Origin of the sequence: Thalassovita sp. (genome assembly GCF_963691685.1) — a bacterium.
Classification (GTDB): Bacteria; Pseudomonadota; Alphaproteobacteria; order Rhodobacterales; family Rhodobacteraceae; genus Thalassobius.
The window spans coordinates 1,450,805-1,469,782 of the sequence record NZ_OY829290.1 but is presented as its reverse complement, the minus strand read 5'-3'; the positions used below and the strand labels follow the sequence as shown (position 1 = coordinate 1,469,782).

General features: G+C 60.6%; 17 protein-coding genes. 4 read left to right on the top strand and 13 right to left on the bottom strand.

Annotation, left to right across the window (positions count from 1 at the left end; translation table 11 throughout):
- Positions 1–71: 71 nt before the first annotated feature.
- From ACORLH_RS07135 to ACORLH_RS07075, 13 genes are all read right to left on the bottom strand, one after another.
- Positions 72–1,532 carry a nucleotide sugar dehydrogenase gene (locus tag ACORLH_RS07135; protein WP_321831960.1) on the bottom strand — a complete coding sequence of 487 codons (1,461 nt, stop codon included), beginning with the start codon at positions 1,530–1,532 and terminating at the stop codon, positions 72–74.
- Between the two features lie 207 nt (positions 1,533–1,739).
- Positions 1,740–3,167, bottom strand: a complete 1,428-nt coding sequence (locus ACORLH_RS07130; RefSeq protein WP_321831959.1) for a mannose-1-phosphate guanylyltransferase/mannose-6-phosphate isomerase — start codon at positions 3,165–3,167, stop codon at positions 1,740–1,742.
- Positions 3,168–3,299: 132 nt separating this feature from the next.
- Positions 3,300–4,889 carry a glycosyltransferase gene (locus ACORLH_RS07125; protein WP_321831957.1) on the bottom strand — a complete coding sequence of 530 codons (1,590 nt, stop codon included), beginning with the start codon at positions 4,887–4,889 and terminating at the stop codon, positions 3,300–3,302.
- Entirely contained in the window at positions 4,876–6,357 is a 1,482-nt protein-coding gene (locus ACORLH_RS07120; RefSeq protein WP_321831955.1) for an HlyD family secretion protein, read from the bottom strand. Before ACORLH_RS07120 ends, ACORLH_RS07125 begins: the two co-directional genes overlap by 14 nt.
- A 136-nt stretch (positions 6,358–6,493) precedes the next feature.
- Positions 6,494–7,519 (bottom strand): alginate O-acetyltransferase AlgX-related protein, encoded by a 1,026-nt coding sequence (locus ACORLH_RS07115; RefSeq protein WP_321831954.1) that lies wholly within the window; start codon positions 7,517–7,519, stop codon positions 6,494–6,496.
- A 1-nt stretch (position 7,520) separates the two neighbouring features.
- Positions 7,521–8,543, bottom strand: a complete 1,023-nt coding sequence (locus ACORLH_RS07110) for an alginate O-acetyltransferase AlgX-related protein (RefSeq protein ID WP_321831952.1) — start codon at positions 8,541–8,543, stop codon at positions 7,521–7,523.
- Positions 8,544–8,555: 12 nt separating this feature from the next.
- On the bottom strand, positions 8,556–9,962 hold the full coding sequence (locus ACORLH_RS07105) for an MBOAT family protein (RefSeq protein ID WP_321831949.1): 1,407 nt from the start codon (positions 9,960–9,962) through the stop codon (positions 8,556–8,558).
- A 3-nt stretch (positions 9,963–9,965) separates the two neighbouring features.
- Positions 9,966–10,568, bottom strand: a complete 603-nt coding sequence (locus ACORLH_RS07100; protein WP_321831947.1) for an alginate O-acetyltransferase AlgF — start codon at positions 10,566–10,568, stop codon at positions 9,966–9,968.
- A gap of 128 nt (positions 10,569–10,696) precedes the next feature.
- Positions 10,697–11,449, bottom strand: a complete 753-nt coding sequence (locus tag ACORLH_RS07095) for an ABC transporter ATP-binding protein (protein ID WP_321831946.1) — start codon at positions 11,447–11,449, stop codon at positions 10,697–10,699.
- Positions 11,446–12,390 carry an iron chelate uptake ABC transporter family permease subunit gene (locus ACORLH_RS07090; protein WP_321831944.1) on the bottom strand — a complete coding sequence of 315 codons (945 nt, stop codon included), beginning with the start codon at positions 12,388–12,390 and terminating at the stop codon, positions 11,446–11,448. The genes ACORLH_RS07095 and ACORLH_RS07090 overlap by 4 nt, the downstream gene beginning before the upstream one ends.
- A complete protein-coding gene (locus tag ACORLH_RS07085) occupies positions 12,380–13,339 on the bottom strand; it encodes an ABC transporter permease (RefSeq protein ID WP_321831942.1) in 960 nt (319 codons plus the stop codon). Before ACORLH_RS07085 ends, ACORLH_RS07090 begins: the two co-directional genes overlap by 11 nt.
- Before the next feature lie 3 nt (positions 13,340–13,342).
- Positions 13,343–14,233 carry a siderophore ABC transporter substrate-binding protein gene (locus tag ACORLH_RS07080; protein ID WP_321831941.1) on the bottom strand — a complete coding sequence of 297 codons (891 nt, stop codon included), beginning with the start codon at positions 14,231–14,233 and terminating at the stop codon, positions 13,343–13,345.
- A gap of 282 nt (positions 14,234–14,515) precedes the next feature.
- Positions 14,516–15,490, bottom strand: coding sequence for a LysR family transcriptional regulator (locus tag ACORLH_RS07075; RefSeq protein ID WP_321831940.1), 975 nt, complete (start codon positions 15,488–15,490; stop codon positions 14,516–14,518).
- A gap of 104 nt (positions 15,491–15,594) precedes the next feature.
- On the opposite strand from ACORLH_RS07075, the gene ACORLH_RS07070 reads away from it, so the two are divergent.
- From ACORLH_RS07070 to ACORLH_RS07055, 4 genes are read left to right on the top strand one after another with little or no spacing between them, the layout of a single operon-like run.
- Entirely contained in the window at positions 15,595–16,194 is a 600-nt protein-coding gene (locus ACORLH_RS07070) for an amino acid synthesis family protein (protein WP_321831939.1), read from the top strand.
- Complete coding sequence (locus ACORLH_RS07065; RefSeq protein WP_321831938.1) at positions 16,166–17,014, top strand: alpha/beta hydrolase; 849 nt, start codon at positions 16,166–16,168, stop codon at positions 17,012–17,014. The genes ACORLH_RS07070 and ACORLH_RS07065 overlap by 29 nt, the downstream gene beginning before the upstream one ends.
- Complete coding sequence (locus tag ACORLH_RS07060) at positions 17,007–17,942, top strand: flavin reductase family protein (RefSeq protein ID WP_321831937.1); 936 nt, start codon at positions 17,007–17,009, stop codon at positions 17,940–17,942. The genes ACORLH_RS07065 and ACORLH_RS07060 overlap by 8 nt, the downstream gene beginning before the upstream one ends.
- A complete protein-coding gene (locus ACORLH_RS07055; protein WP_321831936.1) occupies positions 17,942–18,976 on the top strand; it encodes an LLM class flavin-dependent oxidoreductase in 1,035 nt (344 codons plus the stop codon). Before ACORLH_RS07060 ends, ACORLH_RS07055 begins: the two co-directional genes overlap by 1 nt.
- Positions 18,977–18,978 lie beyond the last annotated feature (2 nt).

The window sequence follows — 18,978 nt, the reverse complement described above, 5'->3', positions numbered from 1 at the left end:
GGAAGGCGGGTGGCCGTCATGCGGCCACCAGAGGGGTGAAGCCCAAGCTTGAGCCGGCTCAGCGCCCTAGATCACCAGCCAATGCCTTCCAGCGGTGCGCGGGTTTCGCAGGGGCTGTTGTAAAGCCCCACCAGATCAATCACGGCCCGGGCGTGGCTGCGGCGCATCTTGCTGCGGTAGGCCTCAGAGGCATGGCAGACCACCAAGACCTCAGCGCCCTCAACAACCTCGTCCAGGTCGTCGTTCAGCATCGCCGGCAGGTTCGCCGCCAGTTCCGCGCCCCCTTTGGAGCCGTGGCGCACATATGCCAGCTGACCCTCCAGCGGGGTGTCTTTGGTGATCGCCTCATCATGCACCTGCAGGGCAACGCCTTCGGCATGCAGCGCGGCCATAACCTCCAGGATCGGGCTTTCGCGCAGATCATCGGTGCCGGGTTTAAACGCCAGCCCAAGGATCCCAACCCGGCGGGCACCGGTGGCCCGCACCATGCGCACCGCTTCGTCAATATGTTCGCGGTTCGAGCGTTCCAGATTGCCGATCATCGGCAGGGTAACACCGGCCTCTTTGGCCATATGCTGCACCGCACGCACCTCTTTCGGCAGGCAGGAGCCGCCATAGGCAAAACCGGGTTTCAGGTAATAGGCCGAAAGGTTCAGCTTGTGATCCTGCACGAAGATATCCATCACCTCGCGGCTATCAACGCCCGAGGGTTTGCACAGGCGGCCCACCTCATTGGCAAAGCAGACCTTGGTCGCATGCCAGACATTATCGACGTATTTCACCATCTCAGCCGCCTCAATACTGGTGAAGATCGGCTGCGCATCCACCGGCGCGTAGATGTCCCGCAGAATTTCAGCGCTGCGCAGATCGGTGGTGCCGATCACGGTCTTGGGCGGGTTGTGGAAATCAGCGATAGCCACACCTTCACGCAGGAACTCAGGGTTAAAGCAGACACCAAAGTCACGCCCCGCCTTACGGCCCGAAATCCGTTCAATGATCGGTGCCATCACCGACAGCGTCGTGCCCGGCGGGATGGAGCAGCGCATGACAAAGACGTGGAAGCTGCGCTTGCGGCGCAAACCCCGCGCCATGCCCTCAGCGGCGGCCTCGATGTAGCGGTAATCACAGCCACCATCCGCGGCCGTCGGGGTGCCGACCGAAACAAAGGTCACATCGGTGTCCCAGACCGCCCGTTCCAGATCATCGGTTGCCTCAATCAGCCCGTTGGCAACGCCCTCGGACAGGGTTTCGCCCAGATCTTGTTCATGGATCGGGCTTTCGCCGGCCGCGATCTGTTCCACCTTGCGGGCATCCACATCAACACCGATGCAGCGGTGGCCCAGGCTGGACAGGCAAGCCATCGAAACCGCGCCCACATAGCCCAGTCCCACCACGCTGATCGCGGGCTTCAGGGCGGGGGTCTTTTTGGGGTTCAGAACCGGGCGCAGGGCCGGGACCAGATCGGGGTTCATTACCGGTCGCGGGGTGTCGACAACATCGGCGTTGCGCAGGTCAAGATCCAGAAGTTCCATAACTACCCTCCTATGAGTTTCCTCGAGACTAGCCACAGAAAGGAGGGGGTGGTGACGCCACAAAGGACAGAACAACCGACAGAGGGTCACCCAAACTAACCCTTTGTATATCAATAAAAATAGGGAAAAATCCAAACGCAAAAATGGGCCCGCAAGCTGCAGCATGCGGGCCCGACTGACGGGGCACAGAGGGTCAAGATGCCGCCGTCAGGCAACCTCTTCGTTTTGGTCACGCGCATAGATGTCTTCGTAGCGCGTGATGTCGTCTTCGCCGAGGTAACAGCCCGATTGCACCTCAATCAGCGCCAGGGGCAATTTGCCGGGATTTTCCAGCCGATGCACCGCGCCCAGCGGGATGTAGGTGCTTTCGTTTTCACCAACCAATTTGGTCTCATCGCCGACCGTCACCAGCGCGGATCCTTCAACCACGACCCAGTGTTCCGCGCGGTGCACATGGCTTTGCAGCGAAAGCTTCTGGCCGGGATGTACAACGATCCGTTTGACCTGGAACCGCGCGCCCAGTGACAGGGTTTCATAAAACCCCCAAGGGCGGTGGCAGCGGGGGAATTCCTCAGCCTGTGGGGCAGACCGGGCGTTCAGCACCTCTATCGCTTTGCCCACCTCTTCACTGCGGCTGGCATCGGCGACGAGCACCGCGTCATCTGTTGCCACGGCCACAATGCCGTCCAGACCAAGGCCGACGATGGCCATATCGCTGTTGGTGCTTTTCAGCAGGCTGTTGCGGCAGTCAATCGCACTGGCATCGCCAATCAACGCATTGCCACCGGGTTTCTTGACCTGATGGTCCCGCAGGGCTGACCAGCTGCCCAGATCCGCCCAGCCACAATCCAGCGACACCACGGTGCAGCTTGGCAGTTTCTCCATGATCGCCCGGTCAAAGGCGATGGCGCGGCAGCGTTTGAACGCATCGCGATTCAGCCGGTGGAAGCCAAGGTCCTCCCCCCCAAGGCTGAGGCCCCCATGACAGGGCGGCAGCAGATCCGGCGCATGGGTTTTGAACAGCTCCAGCGCCACATCCACCCGCAGCATAAAGATCCCCGCGTTCCACAGCGAGTTGCCCCGGCCCAGCAGTTCCGTCGCGGCGGCGGCATCTGGTTTTTCAATGAATTCAGTGACCTTTTGAACCTTGGCATCGCTGCCCCGGTCGACCTGCAGGTAACCATAAGCGCTGCTGGGGTGGGTGGGAAACACACCAAAACACACCACCTCACCCTCAGCCGCTGCGTCACGTCCCAGATCAACAGCGGCGTGGAAGCCTGCCTCATCCGAGATTACATGATCGCTGGGGCTGATCAGCAGCACCGCTTCGGGCTGGTCACGATGGGCCAGCGCCGCGGTCAAAACGGCGGCTGCGGTATTACGCGCCACAGGCTCCACCAGATGCAGCACATTGTTTGCCCCGACAGCGCCCATCTGATCCCGCGCAATGAAACGACACTCTTCAGCACTGACCACACAGGGGCGGTCAAAGCGGGGGTCGCTCAGACGTTTCACGGTCTGCTGGAACAGCGTGTCACCGCCCAGGAGCGGGGCAAATTGTTTCGGCAGCGCCTTGCGCGAGGCAGGCCACATCCGGGTGCCGGTGCCACCGGCCATAATCACAGGAATAATCATCAGAACCCTCATTTGTTGCAATCGTTGTTGCCAGACCAAGATACATGCGGACGGGGCACAAATGTGGGGGCGAAGGGTCAGTGGCCTGTGCAAAAGGTTAGGCCTTGGGCTGATCGCATAGCGCTGGCGCCTTCAAAGCCCCGGCAGCTGCATCAGATCGACATAGACCATGATGGCCGTAACAAAGAGGCAGACCGCCGTGCACAGCTGAAAAAGCGCAAACCCGTTGCGCAACCGATCCTTCAGGCTGCGCGCCTCCCCCGCGGATTGGTTGCCCCGGTTTGACCATTTCTGTTTGGACAGATGAAAGATCATGTAGATCTTCACCGAGGCGTTAATCACCTGATTGAGGTAGAGGATAAACGGCCAGCTCATGTCCGCCTTGCGCGAATAGCCAAATAGGAACATCGACAGGATCACCCGGGAAAAGACCACCCAGATCAAACAGTTCCAGACATAGCCCGGCGCGATGAAGTTGCCCAGAACTGCCATCACCGGGCTGACCATCATGGTCCACATTGCAATGCGCTGATCAACAATGCACCACCAGATAAACAGCGGTATCCGGCGTGGGCCCAGCGCAATTGCCCGCGCCCCGTTGCGCAGCATGTTGCCCGACCAGCGACGGAAGTTCTGCACCATCCGCGACAGCCCGTTTTCCTTGATCACCTCAATCGTGTAGACGGTGGCATCCGGCACATAGGTCATCTTCACGCCATTGCTCAACAGGCGATACCAGCTGGATTTGTCATCGCCAGACAGGAAGCGGAACCGCCCCCACAGCCAATGATCCAGGTGATCCGCCTCAATGTTGCGGATAAAGGCGCGGGTCAGAATGTGGCGGGCGCGAAACACGCTCATCCGCCCGGTCAGGGTCAGCACCCGGCCCGCCAGCGCGTGGCTCTGCATGGCCAGCCTGCGCTGCGCAAACCGCATGTCCAGCCAGCGGGCGATCCAGTCCGGGCCGTAGCAGATCACCTCTTCATCGGTGGTCAGCGCACCCAGTTCGGGGTCGGCGGCAAACATCGGCAGGCATTTTTGCAGGACATCGCCGCCATATAGCGCATCGCCATCCATGAAGATCACCAGATCGTCCGGGTCCACATCTTCGCGGCACATGGCCCGCAGGATCATACCGATGGCCATCCGTTTGCCCGGCTGGTTCTGCCGCAGGAACACCAGTTTAGCCAGATCATCGGGGATGTCTTGGGCATAGGTTTCGATAAAGTCGCGGATGATGTTTTCATCATAGGCACTGCCGGTGCCGATATAGATCGTCGTCGGGATCTTTTCGCGGCGCACCTGCCCCAGGATGGAGCCGATCACCCGTTTGGTGATCGACGGTTCCTCATAATAGGTGGTCATCTGGATATGCAGGCGTTTGGGGCGCCAGCCGTCCTGCCACAGCGCATCGGCGCGGGCTCGCATGCCCGGCCAGACAGCCCGCCCCCAGTAGCCTGCGCGCACCGAATGGGTGAACCACCAGCCAAACCGCCAGATGCCGAGCCCGCCAAGGATCAGGGAAATATGCATCACCTCGGGATCGAAATACCGGTTTGGCAGGTTGAACATCATCCATTGCAGCGCAAGCACGGTGATTAACAGAATGCAGATGTGCGGCAGCCGCCAGCGGCGCAGGTAACTGAGGCGTGGCGTTTCATAATCCCGCAGACGCACCGCCAGATCTTTGTCAAAACCATATTCATCCTCAGGGCTGTACATCACGCGCCCCCGGGGTTTGGGTTTTGTCATCATCACTGGGCCACAGGCTGTCAGCGCGCGCCTGCATCCAGCCGCGCAGCCCTGCAAACATCTGCCGATCCGCGCTGAGGTTCACCGGCGCCCCGACGCGCAGGGCGTCACGCAGCTGGGCATTGGTGAAACCATCCAGCTGCACCGTAACCTCAATCCCATATTCACCGGGACGGTTCGGAATATCGCCGGCGCGCACATCGCTGACCCGACCGGTCACCTCTTGCCGTGTTCCCGCCGTGTTGACCCGCACCCAGGCCGGCATGCCGGGGTAGAGGTCTTCGGCATATTGTTCAGATACCCAGCCCACCACATGGCGCGGCGCATCATCTTCCATCTCAACCACGGGCTGGCCCGACAGGACATATTGACCGGGCTGCACCAGAACCGACTGAACCACACCCGCATGGGGCGCAATGATCTTGGCCGCTTGCAGGCGGGCCTTGTAGCCATCGCGGGTCGAGCGATGTTGACGCAGCAGGGTGTTTTCCTCAGCTAGTCGCTGGCGCAGCAGGCGGGCGGTGACCTCCAGCGGGTCACGGCCGGTGGCCAGATAGGGATCATCCCGACGCAGCTGTTTCCAGCGGTCTACAAGAGCATCGTAGCCGCGAGGGCTGATCTGCGCCTCATAGATCAGGCCAACCTCCAACAGACGCAGCGCCTCATCTTTGACCCGGGCCAGCTTTTCCAGACGTTTCAGCGCCTTTTCCAGACGTTTGATCACGTCACTGGTGGCCGCATAGGACACCCGGCTGGCCTTCAGACGGGCCACAACTTCGGGATCTTCGATCAGTGCCAGCACATCGCCGGCGGCCACCACCTGCCCGGCCTCAACCTGCAGGGCGCTGACCACACCGGGACGCAGGGCACTCAAGGCCGCGACGGGAGCAACCACGCGCCCGTGCTGAACATCGATCCGATTGATAGCATTGAAAATATTGCTGCCAATGGTGATCATCACCCCGATGAACAGGCTGACATAAATCACCACATGCACCACACTGCGCAGCACCTGGGTGATCTTGCGGCGCTGTCCGATCTTGGCCTCTGCTTCCGCCTCGGTTTCCTCAACCGGGACCAGATCCACCGGGGTGTCGAGCGAGGTGATCACATCGCCGGAGGCGACCATCCGCCCCGACAACAACGCCCGGTAAAACAGCGCCAGCACTTCGCGCTGACGCCCTGTCAGATCCTTGAAGAAAACTTCGCGGGTGTCCGGGGCAGGTTCCAATGTGACCGGGAAGCGTACATCAACCCCTTGAAACGGCACGGCAAGGTAGCCCTCCTCGGGACGTTCCGGCGCATCTTCGGGCCATTTCACGCCCTGCAGTGACCACTCACGGATCACCACCGGCACGCCCTCAGGCGTTTCAAAATTCAGCGGTGCCCGGACCATATAGTCCAGATCCGCATGGGGAGATCGGTGTTCGACCCTCATCGAAACCTCCGGAAACGGGAAACCTATGGAGACCCTAAGCCCTTCGCACAAAAATAAGTGCGGTCAGCAGGGCAGTCCGGCGCCCATCGGGTCAGCCGGACTAACCTATCGGTTAGAAGTGTGATTGGCCGCAGGCCTAGCCGTTCTGCGCGGCCTTCATCGCCTTCAGCACAGCGCCCAAGCGTTTGGTGGAGTTGAAGTTCTGCGTATAGGGAATTTCCCAAATCACCAGGTCATAGGCCTGATTGTCGAGCCCACCTGAATTCAGGAAACTCTGCATCGCGCGGTGCAGCCCACCGCCGGAGACCGAATGGTTCACAACCGACCGCCCAAAGGCCGCCGCCATCGCATCCGCAACCCGGTAGTGATCACGTTTGTAACGGTCAGAAAAGCTGGTGCCGACCAGAGCGATCTGCGGCCCCTCAGTGTCATCCAGCAGCCCCGCGCCCGGCACATCCGCCAGAACGGCGATGTTTGATGTCTCTTTCGGGACCTTTTGGTCACAGCTTTTGCGCACCAGATCGGCAAGGGAACCGCGTTCTTCAATCTTACCTTTCCAGCCAAGGATCGCGGGCCCCTCAGCAGCCCGCAATTTGGGCGCCTCAGCAGCGACGGCTTGGGCCAGCGCTTCGGCGCTATGGGCCGCGCCAACGGTTGTCCAATGGGTGTCACGGCGGAAATAGAACCGGCGGCGCAGCTGCGGATCGCTCAGCGCCAGCACGCTCAGATCCGGCACTATTGCCCCCATACCCCGATATTCCGCCAGCATCGCCTGAAAACTGGCCTGCGTTGCGGTTGCATCATAATCGGCCGCTGCCGGTCCCATGGTTTTGCGCAGGATTCCCTGCCCTGCCACCACCGGACGTGGCGGCGTGATCAGGATCGCCAGTTTGACGCCTTTGGCCTCAAACCCTTGCACAATTTCCGCCATCATCGCCTTTGGCTTGTCCTTCAGCGCGAAGGACTGGCGCATCTGGTTGGCGGCGAAGATCCAGCCGGTGTCGGCGCTGGAATAGACCGGCGCCAGGCTGGCATATTTCTCGGGCAAAGCATCAGCGTCCAAAAGCGCTTCGCAATAGGGCGCGGCAGCAAGGGCGGGGGCCAGCACGCTGAGACAGGTTGCAAAAACACAGCGAGAAAGGGTTTTGGTGAAACGGGTCATATCAACCTCCTTGCAGCAAAATGTAACGTTCGGGGATTTCCCAAATGACGATATCGGGTGGGCTGTCGTGCAGCTCGGGCGAGGTCAGGTAATCCCGCATCGGGGCAAAGGGCCCCTTGCCGATCTGCGCCAGGTTCAGCACGTCCTGACCCAGCGCCGACTTGAGGAACCCTTCGAAATGGAAGTCTTCCTTGGCAGAATAAGACGTGCCGATCAGCGCAACCGGCACACGGGTGTCCGCAAAAAGTGCCATGGCGTCAGTGGCATCTTCGGCCATATCCAGCGTTTCATAACGGGTGATCCGATCCAGCGGCAGGGCGACCCAATCAGCGAAACGGCCCGTTTCAGCAAAGACCATCAGGTCACCGCGAAACGGTCCCTCCCCTTTGGAGTGCGTGACAAAGACAGCCTCCGCCGGATCCGTGCCCAACTGCTGCGCCAGTGCCTCAGCGACGGCGCGGGCCGCCTCTGGCTGCCAATGGGTGTCCCCGCGCAGGAACCCATGCGCCTGCATCGCTGCGCGGGTATCCAGCGGGGCAAACCCTTCGGCCCGCAGCATTTCCAGCGCCGCCGCATAGCGGTTTTGCAACGCGGCTGAGCGGCGATGGGGCAAGCGATCCGCATGCACCCGCGCCTTATCCGGCAAGATCACTGGCACCAGCTGCACGCCTAGTGCTGCCAGTTCCGCGCGCGCCTGCCGCAGCAGGGGCACCGGATCTTCGGCCAGGGCGGGGGTTTCAAACTCTTCCGCCGTGAAGATCCAACCGTCACGGCCCAGAACGGCACCCTCCGCCACCTCCTTAAACAGGGCAAGGCGCAGGGCGGCATAGGCCTCCACACTCCAACCGCGCGAGGGCAAGGCATCTGCAAATGTGCTTTCATACTGTCGCTGATAGGTGCCGCCGGTCAGCCCGGCTAACGCCTGTTCCGGCGCCGCGGCGCGGTGGCCCTGCCATCCGGCCAGCGCAACGGCCAGACCAAGCAAGGAGGCGAAACAAATGTTTTGTTGATGATCGCTTAGCATTTCAACGTCTCCTTAAAACTGGAAGTACAGAAAGGGTGAGTCACTGCGCGCCTGCATCACCAGCACCGCCGACAAGAGCAGTAACAATGTGCCAAAGCGGGGCGCTTGCGGCAGGCGCAGATTGACCCGCGCCGCGGACATCATCGGCCAGAGGGCAATCGCCCAGCCAAGCCACATCGCCAGCCATTCCGTCGGCTTGCAGAGCATCCAAACCTCCCCCCGCAGGGCGAGGCCATTCAGGCCAAACATCCCGGCATAGACCTGCCCGGCCGTGGCCAGATCTGGCGCACGGAACACCACCCAGCCCAGCATCACCAAGACCAGCGTGAAACCCCAGGCCCCGACAGATCCGATGTGGCGCGACCAGACCGCGCCGGATTTGCTGCCCAGGGCCCTCTCCACGGCCATCCAGCCGCCGTGCCAGATCCCCCAAAGGACAAAGGTCCAGTTGGCACCATGCCAGATGCCGCCCAGCACCATGGTCAGCAGCAGGTTGCGATAGGTTTTCACCGCCCCGCCCCGGTTGCCGCCCAGCGGGATGTAGAGGTAATCGCGCAGCCAGGTCGATAGGCTGATATGCCAACGCTGCCAGAATTCCGTTACCGATTGGCTAATATAGGGGGCGTTGAAGTTTTCGATGAACCGAAAACCGATCATCAGCCCCAGACCAATTGCCATCGCTGAATAGCCCGCGAAATCAAAGAACAGCTGCACCGAATAGGCGCTGGCAGCCAGCCAGCCCTCCACCAGCGTCGGATCCTGCAGGGTAAACAGGCGATCGACCATCGGGGCCACGCTGTCAGCAATCAAGATTTTCATCGCCAGCCCCAGGGCAAACCGACGGACCCCCATGAGGAACTGTGCAAGGGAATGGCTGCGGGTCTGGAACTGATCGGCCAGGTCTTTGTAGCGCAGCACCGGGCCGGCAATCAGCTGCGGGAACAGCGTTGAAAAGGCAAGAAAATCCCAGATATTGCGGGCGGGCGGCGCATCACCACGTGCGACATCGATGACATAGCTGATGCATTGAAACGTCAGGAAGGACAGGCCGATCGGCAGGATGATCTCAGGGCTGGTGACCTCGCCCCGGCCCAACGCCTGCCAGAGGGCATCAGCATTGCCGAGGACAAAGTTGGTGTATTTGAAATAGCCCAGAACCGACAGGTTGCCGATCACCCCAAGGCTGACCCAGGCTTTGCGGGTTTGAGCGGACGCGGCGCGATTGGCCATCGCCGCACAGACATAGCTGCCAAAGGCCATCGCCAGAACAAGTGCCAGAAAGTCCAGCCGCCACCAGGCGTAAAAGACCGCGCTGGCCAGCAGGATCACCGGCGAACGTCCACTGCGCGGCACAACATAGTAAAGCAGCAGAAAACCCGGCAGAAAGCCGAAGATAAACATCGGGGTGGAGAAGATCATGGCTCACTCCTCCAGCAGATCACCGATCTGGTTTTCGATCAGCCGCACGCCGTCATCGGTCACCAGAACAGTGACATTTTGCCCCCGGCGCAGCCGCACCGCGACCTCCCCCACCGGGCTGTCATCATCCGCCAGAACCGCCAAGCGGGCCGAGACCGGATTGACCATCCGGCCGCCGCTGGCAAAGGCATTGGTTTGCTGGATCACCTCATGGCCGGCATCCGCCAGCACCAGCCGCACCGGCTGACCCGAGGCATTGAGCAGGATCAGATGCACCTTGGATTTCTGACCACGCGCGGGTTCTTCAACCAGACGCGCCGTGCCCTCAGGACCGGCCAGCACCGAATAGAACGCACCCGGCTCAGCGCCGCTGAGATGGCGGGCGGAGAGCGGGCGATAGGCCTCCTGGCCTGCGACAGGCTGATGCGTCAGACCCAAAGCGGGCAGTGGCACATCGGTATCGACCCAGCGCAGAAAAATCGCATCACTGGGCAGATCCGGCGCATAAAGCGCCGCCTCATCGGTATCGGCAAAAACAGCGGTCGCGGCCATCACGCAGGCTGCAACGGCAGCCGCGACCGGGGGGGAAAAGCGTTGTGTGAACATCGGTGACTCCTCTTTGAAGTCATCGCTATCATGTTCATCCCATGCCAAACTCGGTGCAGAGGGTGCGCTTTATAACCCTTGGGATAGGCGGCTACGTCTTCCCCATAGGCGGCAGGAGGCTGCTGGGCTCAGACCTGCACCAAAACCCCCGTTTCGGTTTTCACAACCTCAGCATCGGTGCCAAAAACCTGGGCCAGCAGCTCTTTGCTGACAATCTCGGCCGGGCGTCCCATCGGCCCCAGTTGGCCGCCAGTCAGGGTCACCATGTGATCGGCATAGGCGCAGGCGTAGTTGATATCGTGCAGCACCGTGACCACGGTGCGGCCATGATCATGCGCCAGCGCGCGCAGACGTTTCATCAGGGATCGGCTGGCGGCGATGTCCAGATTGTTCAGCGGTTCATCCAGCAGGACGTAGTCGGTATCCTGCGCAAAGGTCATCGCCACATGGGCCCGCTGCCGCTGCCCCCCCGAAAGCGCCTCCAACGGGCGGTCCGCCAGATCCTGCAGGTCAAAGGCCACCAGTGCCTCTTCGACCTTTTGATGGTCCTCTGCGGTGGCGCGTCCCCGGTGATGCGGGTAACGGCCAAAGCCAACCAATTCCCGCACCGTCAGACGCGGGGCGACCTCAGCAGCCTGCGGCAGGATCGCCAGTTTGCGCGCCAGGTCACGGGTTGGAGTTTTGCCAACCTCCATCCCGTCCACCTCAATCCGGCCCGACTGGATCGGCATCAGACGGGCGATCAGGCTCAGCAGTGTCGATTTCCCTGCACCGTTTGCCCCAACCAGCGCCGTCACCCCACCCCGCGGCAGGGTCAGGGACAGATCGCTGAGGATCGGCGTCGCGCCGTAGCGGTGGCTCAGGCCCGAGATTTGGATCATCGACGTAGTCCTTTCAGAAGTAGCCAGAGGAACACCAGCCCCCCTAAGAGATCAACAACCACCGACAGCGGTGTTGCAAGGCTGAGCACCCGTTCCAGCACGGTTTGCCCGCCGACCAGCACAATGCCCGAGACCAGCGCCGCCGCCGGCAACAGGATCGCATGGCGTTCGGTTGGGATGATCTGATGGGTCATGGCCACCACCAGCAGGCCCAGAAAGGCCACAGGGCCCACCAGTGCGGTGGAGACAGATACCAGCACGGCCACCAGCGTCAGCACCTGGAAATGGCCGCGACGCGGATCTTCGCCAAGGTTGATCGCCGCATCATAGCCCAGTGCCAGAACATCCAGACGGTGGCGCATCCGCCAGGCCGTCACCAGACTGGCGGTCATCAAGACGCCGCCGATCAACAACAGCTCGGTATCAACACGGCTAAAGCGGGCGAAACTGGCCACTTGGACCAGCGTGAATTCATTTGGATCGATCATCCGCTGCATCATATTGGTCAGCGACCGGAACAGGGTGCCGAAAATGATCCCCGTCAGGATCATCCGCATCAGATCCCGCCCCCCCGTCAGCAGCAGGGAGCCAAACAGCAACAGCGATGCCCCGATGAGCGCCACCACAGTAACGGCAAAGATCACCTCATTGGGCAACAGCGCAAAGCCCTGCCCGCCCAGAAAGAACACCGCACCCGTAACGATCAGCAGATAAAGCGCATCGAACCCCATGATCGAAGGGGTCAGGATCCGGTTCCGGGTGATGGTCTGGAATAGCACAGTTGCGGTCGAGACCGAGACGGCCACCAGCAGCAGCGACGCCAGCTTGGCGCCGCGAAACGGGATCAGGAAGGACCAGCTGCCTTTGGCGCCATAGGTCATATAGGCAAGGCAACACAGCCCCAATGCCACGGCCAGAAGCCCCAGACGTTTAGCCAGCATGTTTCGGCCTCACGTTCAGCAGATAGAGGAAAATCACAGCGCCGATCACACCAAAGACCGTGCCGACCGGCACCTCATAAGGGTAGCGCAGCACCCGGCCCAGAATGTCACAGGCCAGCACCATCGCCCCGCCCATCAGCGCGACAATCGGCAATGTGCCGCGTAGGTTATCGCCATAGCGGCGCGAAATGATATTGGGCACCACAAGGCCCACAAAAGGGATCATCCCCACGGTGACGACGGTCAGCGCCGTGACGATGGAAATCGCGATCAGCCCCAGCAGAACCACCTGCCCGTAGTTGAGCCCAAGATTCACCGCAGCCGTCCGGCCCAGACCAACAATGGCAAACTGATCGGCGATGATATAGGTCAGCGCGGCCGCCAGGGCGGCAATCCACAACAGCTCATACCGGCCTTTCAGCACGCCGGAAAACTCGCCCGACATCCAGACCTCGATGTATTGCATCAGATCGCCCTGATAGGCGATAAATGTCACCCCGGCGCCCAGCAGGCCGCCGTAGACAAGCCCAACCAAAGGCACCAGCAGCGGCTGACTGGGGGGCAGACGACGCACAATCAGCAAAAACCCGATGGAGGCGATCAGCGCGGTCAGCGCCGCCCCAGTCATGCGCAGGGCCAAAGGTGCTGTCGGGATGAACAGGGTGACCAGCAAGATGCCCAGCGCCGCGCCCTGGCCGGTGCCGGCGGTCATAGGTTCCACAAATCGGTTTCGGGCAATCTGCTGCATCAAGGTGCCAGATACGGCCAGCGTTGCACCGGTGATCAGAACCGCCAGCGTGCGGGGCAACCGCGACAGCAGCACCAGCTGCAACGCTTCGGGATCCCGCAAAAGGTCAGTGGGGGCGACGTCAATCACCCCCACGAACAAGGACAGGCTAGCAAGGCCCGCGAGGGCGATGAGCCCAATCTTCCAGGCCTTGCCTTGCATGTGTTAGCTACCGGAGAACGCGGTCACAAACTGGTCAAGGATCAGGGTCATCGACTGAATGCCGCCACCTGCGATATAGAGCGGTGCGCTGTTCAGGTAGATCACCTTGTCGTTTTTCCAGGCGTTGGTTTCCTGCACCAGCGCGTTGTCCAGCGTTGCCTGGGCGCTTTCGCCATCACGGCCGATTGCCGCCAGACGGTCCACAACGATCAGGATGTCAGGGTTGGCGTCGCGGATGAACTCAAAGCTGATGGCTTCGCCGTGGGTCGATTTTTCAACCTCATCCACCGCTTCGGGCAGCTCCAGTTCGGCGTGCAGCCAGCCAAAGCGGCCACCGGCACCATAGGCCGAGATTTTCGGACCGTTGGTCATCACGATCAGCGCTTTGCCTTTGCCGTTAACCGCGGCTTTGGCGTCTGCCAGTTTGGCTTCGAAATCCGCTTTCAGCGCGGCGGCTTCGGCTTCTTTGCCAAAGATTTTGCCAAAGGCGTCCAGGCGATCAAGGCCCTGACCCACGGTGTCTTCCCAGATGGTCATGTCGATGGTCGGCGCGATCTTGGCCAGATCCGGCGCAACTTTGGACGATCGACCACCGGCCACGATCAGGTCCGGTCCCATGGCGGCGATCGCTTCGAAGTCAGGTTCAAACAGCGATCCAACCTTCTCAGCACCGGCCACAGCTTCGTCCAGATAGGACACGTAGATCGGCGAAACGGCGCCGTTAGGGCTGATGCCCAGCGCCGACAGCGTATCAATCGCGGCAACATCAAAAACGGCGATGGTTTTGGGGGCGACTTTGACGTCGGTTGCACCGCGGTAGGTGTCGACGGTCACAGTCTCGGCCAGCGCGGGGCCTGCCATCAGGGCAAGCGAAAGGGCAAGCTTCTTCAGCATCTTGGGATCTCCAATCTGACTGCATGGCTTGCCGTTTTCGGGTCAGGCTGGCTCTGCATGAATAATGACAGGGGCTTAGCCCGCGTGCGGTTGCATGTCCAGCCTATTCCGAGGATTTGACTCAAGCATAATCGTCGCATGTCGCGCTTGGCTGCATGACCACGTGAGCCTTGTCAGATCCGTTTTCGGACCTGTTGCTCGCCCGCGCCTCAACGCAGGCCGCTGGTCGCCGGTGACCACGAACTGTATCCCAGCAACAGCAGCCTGTAACCAGGGCCTTCCTCAACGAACGGCTGGTGCCTCAATCAAGCCCTGCAGCCAGCTGGCAAACCGCCCGGCCGCCGGATCATGATCGCTGTGCGCCAAAAAGTATCCTTCTGAAACGGCCAGTTCCTGTCTGCCGCATTGAACAATGTGTCCTTTCTGAAGCGCATCCTGCGCCAGCGACTTTGGCACCAAGGCACATCCCTGCCCCGCCACAGCCAACCGCAACGCCAAGCCATAAGAATCCGCCAGCAACGCCGGCGTCTGTTGGTCACCCCTCTGGTTTCCCGGCACAGGTGTCCCCTGCCCCGCATCCGCTGCCTGCGCATAGTATTCCCGCCACCCGCCCGAGGTGCCGACCGTCTCAATGCGGGGCAATGTGGTCCAGCTGCGCTCCGCCTCGCGCGACAAGTCTACCCCTTCTGGTTGCCCTACACTTTGTACAGCCCCATCATCAGCCATTGCCCCAGCCAGTAAGGTCGGGGACGCAACCGCGATCAGTGCCGCCCCCGCCAAAGGCACCGCGCCCTGCCCGACCTGCCGTTCTGAGCCAAAGCGAATCTCAACATCCGCGCGGGGCGTGGCAAAATCATCCGGCCAAATCGTTGATAAAAACCTAACAGAACGGTCTTTTTCTTGCTGCATGAAGTCACTGAGATGCGGAATGATCAGCCAGTCGATCACACTGACCGAGGCCGCAACGGTTAACACCTGCGGCGCCTGCGCCAGTTCATACCGTTCCGTCGCCTGCCGCAGCACCTGCAGCGCCGCCTCGACCTGTGGCAGCAACCGCCGCCCCTCATCCGTCAGGGTAAGAGCGCGTGGCAACCGTTTGAACAGGATCACATTCAACCGGGTTTCCAGCGCTTTGATCTGCTGACTGACGGCCGACTGCGTCAGGCCAATCTCATCCGCCGCAGCGGTGAAACTCAGATGCCGCGCCGCTGCCTCGAATGAGCGAAACCACGTTAACGGAGGTAAATTTTGCGCCATGAAGAACCCGACCATTAGCAAAACTAATGCTTTAGCCTGAAGTTCTTTCATTTGTCAAAACTTGCTCTGCGGCGGATCCTCACCCAGCGTAACAGGAGCCCGAAATGACCCCAGAAATTCGAAAAATCGTCACCTATGAAGAAGAGACCCTGATCGAAGGTTTTCGCCCCGCTGCCCAGCCCTGGCGCATGTTTGCGGTTGCGGCTGTGTTGAAAAACCCTTGGGCGGGACGATTTGTTGAGGATCTTAAACCAGAAATTAACGCTTTTGGCCCAATCTTGGGGGAAATGCTGACGACTCGCATCCTGACCTTGGCAGGCGGTGGCGATGCAATCGAGGCTTACGGCAAGGCCGCTGTGGTAGGACTGGATGGTGAGGTCGAACACGCTTCGGGCCTGATCCATACCTTGCGGTTTGGCAATCATTACCGCGAAGCCGTGGCGGCAAAGTCCTACCTGTCGTTCACCAACACCCGCGGTGGCGCCAACGCACCGATTATGGTGCCGATGATGGATAAAAACGATGTGGGCCGCCGCTCACATTACTTGACGTTGCAGTTCGCCATCCCGGATGCCCCACGCGCGGATGAGGTGGTTGCGGTTCTGGCAGGCGCCACCTCGGGTCGGCCGCATCACCGCATTGGTGATCGTTATCAAGACCTTAAGGAGCTGGGCCATGACCTGGAAAATCCAGCCGCGGTCTGATTTTGGCCCGATGCAGGCCATCACCGTGCCAGCATCCAGCGGGCCTAACTCACAACAAACCGGGCCAACTGAAAAACCGCCGTTGGCAATACTGCTGCACGGCGTTGGCCTGCGGGCTGAGGCATGGGCGGCGCAGATCCCGACACTGAGGGATTTGGGGTTTGATGTTCTGGCACCAGATATGCCGGGGCACGGCCAAAGCGTGTTCACTCCGTTAGACGACGTGAAAGGCTACGCCGAATTGCTGGGCATAGCACTGACCCAGCAAACGCCCGACCGTGACTGCCTGCTGATCGGGCATTCAATGGGGGCTATGATTGCCTTGGAATTGGCGCAGCAACACGCCAAACAATGCATCGGCGTGATTGCAATGAACGCAATCTTCCAACGCGAGACGCCTGCGCGCGCCGCTGTCGCAGCCCGTGCCGCACAATTGGACGGGGTCAGCCTGCCCGATCCTTCCCCCACGCTAACCCGCTGGTTTGGCGCCGAAACCTCTGATCCATTAGCCGAACGTGATGCCTGCCACGACTGGCTGACCACCGTGTCGCCGCGTGGGTACCAACAGGCCTATCGCTGTTTTGCCAATTCAGATGGGCCATCGCCCCAGTCCCTGCAAACGCTGCGCTGCCCCGCGCTATTCCTCACCGGCGCGGAGGAGCCTAATTCCACCCCAGCCATGTCAATCGCGATGGCCGATCTGGCCCCGAATGGACGGGCCGAGGTGATCGCAGGCGCCGCGCATATGATGCCAATGACGCATGCCCCTGAGACAAACAGCGCCGTTCAGAGTTTCGCAAAGGAGTGCCTGCATGACTGACGCCATCCCTTTTGATCCGCGCACGTTGCGGGACGCTTTTGGGCGTTTCATGACCGGTGTTGTCGTCGTCACGGCGCGTAGCGCTGACGGCACGCCCATTGGGTTCACCGCAAATTCCTTCAGTTCGGTGTCGATGGATCCGCCGCTGCTATCCGTATGCCCAGGCAAATTCCTGTCGACCTATCAGAACCTTAAAGAGGCAAGCCATTTCGGCATCTCCATTTTGGCTGACAGCCAGGAAGATATCTCCAACGTCTTCGCCCGCTCAAAAGAGGACCGATTTGCCAAGGTTCCCCATCACGTGGATGGCAATGATGTGCCGCTGATCGACGGCGCCATTGCGACGTTTTCCTGCCAGACCCATCGCTGGATCGACGCCGGCGACCACGCCATCTTGCTGGGGCAAATCACGGGGTTCACCCAACGCCCTGGCGACGGGCTCGGCTACCAGAACGGTGGGTATTTCAGCCTTGGCCGTGAACGCCGGGCCGCGGCCTCATCCGCGAAACATCGGGTGAGTGGCGCGATTGTCGAACATGGCGACCAGGTGTTGCTGGAACAGGGTGAAGACGGGCTGCGCCCATTTCAAATTGACTTTCCCCAAGGGGCAAGTGCGCGCAAAACGCTGACCGAGGCTTTGGAAAACCGCGGGCTGACGGCCAGCCTGCAGCAGGTCTATTCGGTCTTTGACGATCCAACGGAGCAACGCGAATATTCATATTTTCTAGCACGTTGCACCGCCCCCAGTAACGGTGAGGGGCTGGTTTGGATGCCCCGCGCCGACCTGCCGCTGCAACAGTTTGCCAGCCCGACCCTTGCCACCCTGCTCAGCCGTTTCGCACGCGAGGCTGAGAGCCGCAATTTCATGCTCTACCTCGGCGACGCCAAGGCCGGAGAACTGCACCAAATGACTGATCGGAGCACGTGATGGAGTTTTCGCTTTTTGCACATATGGAACGGTTGAACCCGGAGGATCCTGCGGATCAGCTGTACGAAGATTTTGCGGGTCTTTGCGAAATGGCCGATCAGGGCGGGATGCGCGCGGTTTGGACCGGCGAACATCACGGGATGGAGTTTACCATCGCCCCGAACCCGTTTTTGTCCCTTGTGGACCTATCGCATCGCACCAAGCAGATCCGCCTTGGCACCGGCACTGTCATCGCGCCGTTCTGGCATCCGATCAAGCTTGCCGGCGAAGCGGCAGCAGCGGATCAGATCACTGGTGGCCGGATTGAGCTGGGCATCGCACGCGGCGCATATTCCTATGAATATGAACGACTTATGCCCGGAATGGACGCCTGGGATGCGGGTCAGCGCATGCGGGAACTGACGCCCCTATTGCCGCAGCTTTGGCAGGGCGATTGCGCCCATGACGGTCAGTATTTTCAGTTTCCAGCCACCACATCGGCCCCCAAGCCGCGGCAACCAGAGGGCCCCCCGATCTGGATTGCGGCGCGGGATCCGAACAGCCATGAATTTGGTGTTCACAATGGTTTCAATATCCAAGTGACCCCGCTCTGGCAGGGGATGGAGGAAATTGAAACCTTGATGGACCGATTCGATGCAGCCTGTGACAGCCATGAGGGCAAAAGACCCAAAATCATGCTGCTGCACCACTGCTACGTGGGCCAGGACAGTGCTGACGTTGGTCACGCGGTCACGGATTTACATCGGTATTACAATTACTTCGGCGCTTGGTTTCAAAACAAGCGGCCGGTCAGTCAAGGCCACATCGCTGCGCTGAGCGCGGATGAGATTGCCGGCAATCCGATGTTCACAGCCGAAAAACTGCGTCAGGATCTGACTGTCGGCACGGCGCAGGAAGTGATTGACCGGATTAAGAGGTATGAAGATCTGGGCTACGATGAGTTTGCCTTTTGGATCGATTCCGGCATGAGCACCGATCGTAAACGCGCCTCGCTCGCGCGGTTTATCGACGATGTCATGCCCGCCTTTAACTGAGT

Excerpts from the sequence above, each read along its gene's own strand:
- ACORLH_RS07135 (WP_321831960.1), bottom strand. The coding sequence starts at position 1,532 with ATGGAACTTCTGGATCTTGACCTGCGCAACGCCGATGTTGTCGACACC.
- ACORLH_RS07130 (WP_321831959.1), bottom strand. The coding sequence starts at position 3,167 with ATGATTATTCCTGTGATTATGGCCGGTGGCACCGGCACCCGGATGTGG.
- ACORLH_RS07125 (WP_321831957.1), bottom strand. The coding sequence starts at position 4,889 with ATGTACAGCCCTGAGGATGAATATGGTTTTGACAAAGATCTGGCGGTG.
- ACORLH_RS07120 (WP_321831955.1), bottom strand. The coding sequence starts at position 6,357 with ATGAGGGTCGAACACCGATCTCCCCATGCGGATCTGGACTATATGGTC.
- ACORLH_RS07115 (WP_321831954.1), bottom strand. The coding sequence starts at position 7,519 with ATGACCCGTTTCACCAAAACCCTTTCTCGCTGTGTTTTTGCAACCTGT.
- ACORLH_RS07110 (WP_321831952.1), bottom strand. The coding sequence starts at position 8,543 with ATGCTAAGCGATCATCAACAAAACATTTGTTTCGCCTCCTTGCTTGGT.
- ACORLH_RS07105 (WP_321831949.1), bottom strand. The coding sequence starts at position 9,962 with ATGATCTTCTCCACCCCGATGTTTATCTTCGGCTTTCTGCCGGGTTTT.
- ACORLH_RS07100 (WP_321831947.1), bottom strand. The coding sequence starts at position 10,568 with ATGTTCACACAACGCTTTTCCCCCCCGGTCGCGGCTGCCGTTGCAGCC.
- ACORLH_RS07095 (WP_321831946.1), bottom strand. The coding sequence starts at position 11,449 with ATGATCCAAATCTCGGGCCTGAGCCACCGCTACGGCGCGACGCCGATC.
- ACORLH_RS07090 (WP_321831944.1), bottom strand. The coding sequence starts at position 12,390 with ATGCTGGCTAAACGTCTGGGGCTTCTGGCCGTGGCATTGGGGCTGTGT.
- ACORLH_RS07085 (WP_321831942.1), bottom strand. The coding sequence starts at position 13,339 with ATGCAAGGCAAGGCCTGGAAGATTGGGCTCATCGCCCTCGCGGGCCTT.
- ACORLH_RS07080 (WP_321831941.1), bottom strand. The coding sequence starts at position 14,233 with ATGCTGAAGAAGCTTGCCCTTTCGCTTGCCCTGATGGCAGGCCCCGCG.
- ACORLH_RS07075 (WP_321831940.1), bottom strand. The coding sequence starts at position 15,490 with ATGGCGCAAAATTTACCTCCGTTAACGTGGTTTCGCTCATTCGAGGCA.
- ACORLH_RS07070 (WP_321831939.1), top strand. The coding sequence starts at position 15,595 with ATGACCCCAGAAATTCGAAAAATCGTCACCTATGAAGAAGAGACCCTG.
- ACORLH_RS07065 (WP_321831938.1), top strand. The coding sequence starts at position 16,166 with ATGACCTGGAAAATCCAGCCGCGGTCTGATTTTGGCCCGATGCAGGCC.
- ACORLH_RS07060 (WP_321831937.1), top strand. The coding sequence starts at position 17,007 with ATGACTGACGCCATCCCTTTTGATCCGCGCACGTTGCGGGACGCTTTT.
- ACORLH_RS07055 (WP_321831936.1), top strand. The coding sequence starts at position 17,942 with ATGGAGTTTTCGCTTTTTGCACATATGGAACGGTTGAACCCGGAGGAT.